Origin of the sequence: Sandarakinorhabdus sp. (assembly GCF_031422795.1) — a bacterium.
Lineage (GTDB): Bacteria > Pseudomonadota > Alphaproteobacteria > Sphingomonadales > Sphingomonadaceae > Sandarakinorhabdus.
The window spans coordinates 1-6632 of the sequence record NZ_JANPML010000361.1 but is presented as its reverse complement, the minus strand read 5'-3'; the positions used below and the strand labels follow the sequence as shown (position 1 = coordinate 6632).

Genomic DNA, 6632 nt, shown 5'->3' with positions numbered 1-6632 from the left:
GTCGAGTTGTTGAGATCGCGGGCGAATTGCTGGTTGGTGTCCGACACATAAGCCCATTGCTCGCGCGTCAGGCAGGTACGCTTGGCCTTGACCAGGCTGCCGGTTTCCTTTTCGCGCTTGCAGACGACTTCCTTGTTCTTGTCGATTGCAGCCGGGCTGGCCGCTGTGGTCGGCGCCTGAGCGGCCGCTGGCGCCAGGGCGGCGGCAGCGAGAAACACGGCGAAGGAAAGACGAACCATGACGAGAAGTCCTTTGAGTCGCAGTGCGACTGGTTGACGAGCCCCGGACAAGGGATTGCACTTTCTGAGGCGGCGCGTCAAATCGGTGTTGTGTCCACTATCGCTTCCGATCCCGTCTGGTTGCCGCATCGTTATGATCCGGAGCACGATGCCATCCATTTCCGGCGCACGCCGCGCAGCGCGCATGGGCAGGCAACGTTTCTGACCGACGAATATCTGGGGGAGGCCAAGCCCACCATTGTGAAACGGGCCGCAGCTCTGGCGCAGGCCGGCCCTCCGGCGCCGCTGCGGTTCATCCTGCACAGCGCCTTCTGCTGTTCCACGCTGCTGGCCCGGGCCTTTGATGCGCCGGGGCTGGCGATGGGCCTGAAGGAGCCGGTCATCCTCAATGATCTGATTGGCTGGCAGCTGCGCGGCGGCGACGGCCGCCAGATTGCCGCTGTGCTGGATGGCAGCCTCGATCTGCTGGCGCGACCATTCGGGCCCGGTGAAACGACCGTGATCAAACCCAGCAATGTCTGCAACGCCATGGCGCCGCTGATGCTGCAACTGCGGCCGCAGTCCCGAGCGCTGCTGCTGCATGCGCCGTTGCCGGTGTTTCTGGGATCGGTGGCCCGCAAGGGTATGGATGGCCGGATCTGGGTGCGGGAACTGCTGGTCAAACAGTTGAAACAGGGTCTGCATGTTTTCGGGTTCAGCGGTGAAGACTATCTGGGCCAGACCGATCTGCAGGTTGCCGCCATGGGATGGCTGGCCCAGCAAGCGTTGTTCACAAGGCTGACGGTGCAGTTCGGGGACCGGGTGCGTACGCTGGATTCAGAGCTGTTGCTGGCCCAGCCGGGGCCGGCGGTGGCGGCGTTGAGCCAGTTTTTCGGCGTGCCGCTGGATACGCCAGCCGTTGTTTCCGGACCGATCTTTACGCGCCACAGCAAATTCGGGCAGGCCTTCACCACCGATGATCGCGCCGCCGAGCGCGAGGCCGAAGCCGCACATGCCGATGAGATTGCCAAGGTTGCAATCTGGGCCGAAGCGGTCGCCACGTCGGCCGGCGTGTCGATGCATCTGCCGTTGCCGCTGCTGGGCTGATCCGTCCGCTTGGCCGGAACCGCCCTTCTGCGGCTTCTTCCACACCACACAGCAAAAAGGGCGGGTGTTGCCACCCGCCCTTTCGCATTTTCAGCCCTTGCGGGCCGCTTCATCAGAAGCGGACGTTGAGCTGCACAGTGTAACGACGACCCAGCGTGTCGTAGGTCGACGGGAAGGTGTTTCCGCTGTTGAAGGCGGTCGCACCAGCCTCGGACCCGATCAGCGGTGGCTTGGTATCGAACAGGTTGCTCACCGTCGTGATCAGGGTCAGCTTGTCGCCGATTTTGAAGCGACCGGTCAGGTCGAAGTAGTCATAGGCCCGGATCTGCTGGAAAGCCGGGAAGAACGGGCTGTCGTCGCCGAAGAAGCCGTTGGCAGCAGTTGGTGCAGCAGCGTTCAGCGGCTCCTGGATCACGTTATCGATATGGCGCCACAGCATCGACACGTCGAAGCTGTCGAAGCCCAGTGTGGTGCGCAGCGTGGTCTGCCACTTCGGCTGGATCGAGCCGGTGAACGAGCAGTTCGGGCTGTAGAAGCCGACGCATTCACGGTTGACCGAGGTCGGCGTCGCCTGGAACTGTGCACGGAAGGTGTAGTTGAAGTTGCCGCTCACACCCAGCTTGGCGAAGCCAAGATCGGTCGAGTAGGTGACATTCACATCCAGACCGTCGGTCTTCAGGCGACCCAGGTTCGACAGCGGACGCGGCAGACCCAGCGATTCACCATCGAACGAGCCGGAGAGCGGATCACGGCGGATGGACGTGCACGCTGCGCTGGCGGCGCTGGCGGCGGTGATGGTGCCGAAGCAGGCACCGATGGCGTCACCCGGCAGTGGGCTGGTGATCGCGTCCGTCACGCTGATGTTGTAGTAATCAGCCGTGATGGCAAGGCCGGGAGCGAAGGTCGGCTGGAAAACCGCACCGAGCGTCCAAGTGCTGGCCTTTTCCGGACGGGCGTTCGGGTTGCCGCCGCCATAAGCGTTGGCCTGGCCGGCAGCCGGCTGATCGATCTGGCCGATGACGGACGCGGAAGCGCCCTGCGCGATGCAGATTGCGGTCAGGTTGGCATTGCCCACCGGAGCGGCGCCGGCGCACGGATCGGTGCCCAGATTGGTCAGGCCGCGCGAAACGGGCGAGAAGAGCTCGCCAATGTTCGGAGCGCGGACGGCGCGGCTGTAATTACCACGAACCTTGAAGCCCGGGGTGAATTCCCAGGTGCCGCCGGCCTTCCAGGTGAAGGCGTCGAACGACGGATTGCCCGGCGCAGCGACTTCGTAGGCCGAATAACGCGCACCGGCTTCGAAGGTCAGGTTTTCGAAGAAAGGCTTGCCTTCAAGGATCGGGGCGATGATTTCGCCATAGATTTCCTTGACGTTGTAGCCGCCTTCGACGCGCGGGGTCGGGCCGCCGCCGCCGCCCAGAGCGCCACGCTCCGTGAAGTCATCCGGCAACACAGCAGCGCCGTAGTCGCGATATTCGGCACCGACAGCGAACGCCACCGGTTCGGCATCGCCGAAGCCGAAGCCGAAGTCACCCGACAGCAAGGCGCGAACCTGAGTCAGGCTGGTGGTGCGACGCGTGCTGGCATCGGCCGAGATGAAGCGCGCCATTGCCGGCGTAATCGAGCCAGCCGGGCCGTAGAGGTTCAACGGCACGCAGGCCGCGTTGCCGCTGAGGCAGGTGGTGGTGTTGGTGGCCAAGATAGCCTCCAGCACACGATCGTTGATCAGATAACCCGTGGTGCGCTCGAGGTTTTCGCTCTCGCCGTAGCTGGCCGACACATCCCAATCGATAGTGTTGGTCAGCTTGCCGCGCAGACCGGCGGTGTAATCGAAGACGGTCGTGGTATATTCGCTGTCACGGGTGCCGGCTTCAACCGTACGGCGGCTGAGCAGCGTGGTGACGCTGCGATAGTTCGGATCGGTCGGGCTGAGCGCGGTCGCAGCAGCGTTGCACTCACCCGGCGTGAAGCGCGGCGTATAGAGGCCCGAAGCCACCGAGCTGGTGTTGAAGGCGCAATACTGATTGCGAATCGCGGCCGGCAGGAAGGGGTTCGACAGCGGCAAGTCCACCGTCTGCGAGAACAGGCCCGACGGCGCGATTATGGTGCGGACAGTGTTCTTGGAGAACATGCCGCGGCCATAGACTTCGATATTGTCGGTGATCTGATAGTTCGCCTTGGCGAAGATGTTGAAGCGCTGGAACGGGCCCTGGAAGACGTTGAACGGGTTGAAGTTGAAAGGCTGATAGAACGGAATTGCCGTGCGGCCATCAGGCGACAGCTGGCCATTGCCAAGGTTGGCCACGGCCGGATTGGTGCTGGGCTGGCCGGTCAGCGGATCGATCGGGCGGACGTTGCGGATTCGCGACGGAACGCCGGTCGGGGAACCGCCAGGGGCACCATTTGCGGTGGTGATGCCAGTGATCGAAATGTCGCGATCACCCTGGAATACCGGATCGGCCTTCTGGTAACCGAGGCTGATCACGGCGTTGCCCTTGCCGTCGGCGAAATCGCCGCCGATGGTCAGATCGGCGCGCAGGCGGTGGCCATCGCCACGCTCGGTCAGCGAGTTGGAGACCTGCAGGTCCATGCCGGTGAAGTTCTTCTTGGTGACGAAGTTCACAACGCCGGTGATGGCGTCGGCACCGTAGGTGGTCACGGCAGCGCCGGTCAGCGCGTCAACGCGCTCAACGAGGGCCAGCGGGATGTTGTTGAGATCGACGGTGCCGGCGAGGCCGGCCGGCGCAATGCGCTGACCGTCGAGCAGGACGAGGTTCCGGTTGGCACCCAGGCCGCGAAGATCGACGAAGCTGGCGCCGCCGTTGCCGTTGTTCACGGCCGAGCCGATGTTCGGCACGATGCCGGGGATTTCACGCAGCACTTCTTCGGCCACGTTGCTGCCGCGCAGCGCGATGGTATCCGCCGTGGTGGTGACGATCGGCACGGCCGACACCAGGTTCGGGTTGCGGATCAGGGTACCGGTGACGACGATCGTGCTTTCGTCGGCTGCTTCGGTTTCAGCAGCGGCGGTGGCCGTCTGCGCCAGAGCGGGGCCGGCCAGAAGCGCGAATGCCAGCGTGGCGACGCTGGACGTCAGCGCCAGGCGCCGATGCGAATTGTTGGAATGCGTCACGGTGACTTCCTTTTCGTTGACCAAATTTCCAGGGAATCATGCTGCGCCAGCAGGACTGCCTTAGGCCTTGCGACCTCGACTTTCCCTCTGACGGCACCGCTATCGGCACGACAGCACAACGCCCAGCCCCTCACAGGCCTGTGTCCGTTTTGTGAAAACCAAGCCGCCGTGTAAAGCCGGCAAACGCTGAGCGGGTCGTTTCCGCCTCTCTGTGTGGCCAATTCGCCACAACAGGAAAGATGAATTTTGCTTTACAGCCGGGGCATTTCGGGCGTTTCGGCTTTTGCTTCTGCCATGTTGGCTTTAAGGCGAGCGCATGGAAAGCAAAGCCGCCATCGACGCCTATGCCGGGCGGTTTACCAGCAGCGATAGCCGCGCCATGCGTGGCGGATTGCCGGACTTGCCGCCCGATCTGGCGCGGCTGGAGGCTGAATCCATCCACATCCTGCGCGAAGTGGCGGCGTCGTTCCGCAAGCCGGTGATGCTCTATTCCATCGGCAAGGATTCAACGGTGATGCTGCACCTGGCGCTGAAGGCGTTCTGGCCGTCGCTGCCACCGTTTCCGCTGCTGCATGTCGACAGCCTGTGGGAATTTGCCGCCATGGGCGCGTTTCGCGACACGCTGATGCCGGCGCTGGGCATCGATATGCGCGTGCACGTGAACGAGGAAGGCGCGGCGCGCGGCATCAACCCCTTCATTCACGGTTCGGCGCTGCACACCGACGTGATGCGCACGACTGGCCTGCTGCAGGCATTGACCGGCGGCGGCTTTGACGCGGCCATTGGCGGCGGCCGGCGCGACGAGGAAAAATCCCGCGCCAAGGAACGCATCTTCTCGTTCCGCGACGCCCACCAGGGCTGGGACCCGCGCCGGCAGCGGCCGGAATTCTGGCGCACCTACAACACGCGGGTGGGGCCGGCGGAATCGATGCGGGTCTTCCCGATCTCCAACTGGACCGAGCTGGACGTGTGGCGTTACATCACCGCCGAGGCGATCCCGGTGGTGCCGCTGTACTTTGCCGCCGAACGCCCCACCGTTGTGCGTGACGATGTGTTGCTGATGGTGGATGATGATCGCCTGCCGCTTGAAGCTGGCGAGATACCCGTGACGCGCCGCATCAGATTCCGCACGCTGGGCTGCTATCCGCTCACCGGCGCAGTCGAATCCGCGGCGGAAACGCTGGACGACATCGTTGCCGAGATGGCCGATACCCGCACATCGGAACGGCAGGGCCGGGTGATCGATCGCGACGGCGATGGTTCGATGGAACAGAAAAAGCGGCTGGGGTATTTCTGATGGCCAGCACCCTCACCCGCGCCCCTCTCTCCCGTGATGGCGTTCTGCGCCTGATCACCTGTGGATCGGTGGACGACGGCAAATCCACGCTGATCGGCCGGCTGCTGCACGACAGCCAGGCCATCATGGACGACACGCTGACCACGTTGGCGGTCGACAGCCGCAAGCACGGCACCGCCGGCGCAGAGGTGGATTACGCCCTGCTGCTCGACGGGCTGGAGGCCGAGCGTGAGCAGGGCATCACCATCGATGTGGCCTGGCGCTTCTTTGCCACGCCGCGCCGCCGCTTCATCATCGCCGATACGCCCGGCCACGAACAATATACCCGCAACATGGCCACCGGCGCCTCCACCGCCGATCTGGCCATCATCCTGGTCGATGCGTCGAAGGGACTGTTGCCACAAACGCGCCGCCACAGCTTCATCGCGTCGCTGATGGGCATTGCCCACATCGTGCTGGCGGTGAACAAGATGGACCTGGTGGATTTCGACGAAGCCCGCTTCCGCGCCATCGTCGACGATTATACCGCCATCGCCGCCAAGCTGGGCTTTGCTGGCTTCACCGCCATTCCGATGGCGGCGCGGCGCGGCCTGAACCTCGCCAGCCCGGCCGCCGAAATGCCCTGGTATGATGGCCCAACGCTGATCGCCCATCTGGAAAGCATCGAACTGGCCGCCGCCGATGATAGCGGCCCGCTGCGTTTTCCGGTGCAATGGGTGAACCGGCCCGATGCGCACTTCCGCGGTTATGCCGGCACCATCGTCGCCGGCCAGGTAAAGCCGGGCGATCCGGTGATCACGGCGCGATCCGGCAAGGCCACCAAGGTCGCCCGCATCGTCACCGTGGACGGCGATCTGGCCCACGCCGGCCCCGAAGC

The 6632-nt window shown here is 64.1% G+C and carries 5 protein-coding genes; 3 read left to right on the top strand and 2 right to left on the bottom strand.

The features are described from left to right. Positions 1-239: hypothetical protein (locus RMO81_RS12575; RefSeq protein ID WP_310476235.1), on the bottom strand; the 239-nt coding region annotated here is incomplete at its 3' end. A 90-nt stretch (positions 240-329) separates the two neighbouring features. Between RMO81_RS12575 and RMO81_RS12570 the strand changes: the two genes are divergently transcribed. After that, a complete protein-coding gene (locus tag RMO81_RS12570) occupies positions 330-1325 on the top strand; it encodes a hypothetical protein (protein WP_310476234.1) in 996 nt (331 codons plus the stop codon). 112 nt (positions 1326-1437) lie between these two features. On the opposite strand, the gene RMO81_RS12565 is transcribed toward RMO81_RS12570, so the two are convergent. Continuing rightward, a complete protein-coding gene (locus tag RMO81_RS12565; protein WP_310476233.1) occupies positions 1438-4458 on the bottom strand; it encodes a TonB-dependent receptor domain-containing protein in 3021 nt (1006 codons plus the stop codon). Positions 4459-4837: 379 nt separating this feature from the next. Between RMO81_RS12565 and cysD the strand changes: the two genes are divergently transcribed. After that, complete coding sequence (gene cysD / locus RMO81_RS12560; protein ID WP_310476236.1) at positions 4838-5755, top strand: sulfate adenylyltransferase subunit CysD; 918 nt, start codon at positions 4838-4840, stop codon at positions 5753-5755. Further along, positions 5755-6632: GTP-binding protein (locus tag RMO81_RS12555; RefSeq protein WP_310476232.1), on the top strand; the 878-nt coding region annotated here is incomplete at its 3' end. The genes cysD and RMO81_RS12555, both read left to right, overlap by 1 nt.

Excerpts from the sequence above, each read along its gene's own strand:
- cysD (WP_310476236.1), top strand. The coding sequence starts at position 4,838 with ATGCGTGGCGGATTGCCGGACTTGCCGCCCGATCTGGCGCGGCTGGAG.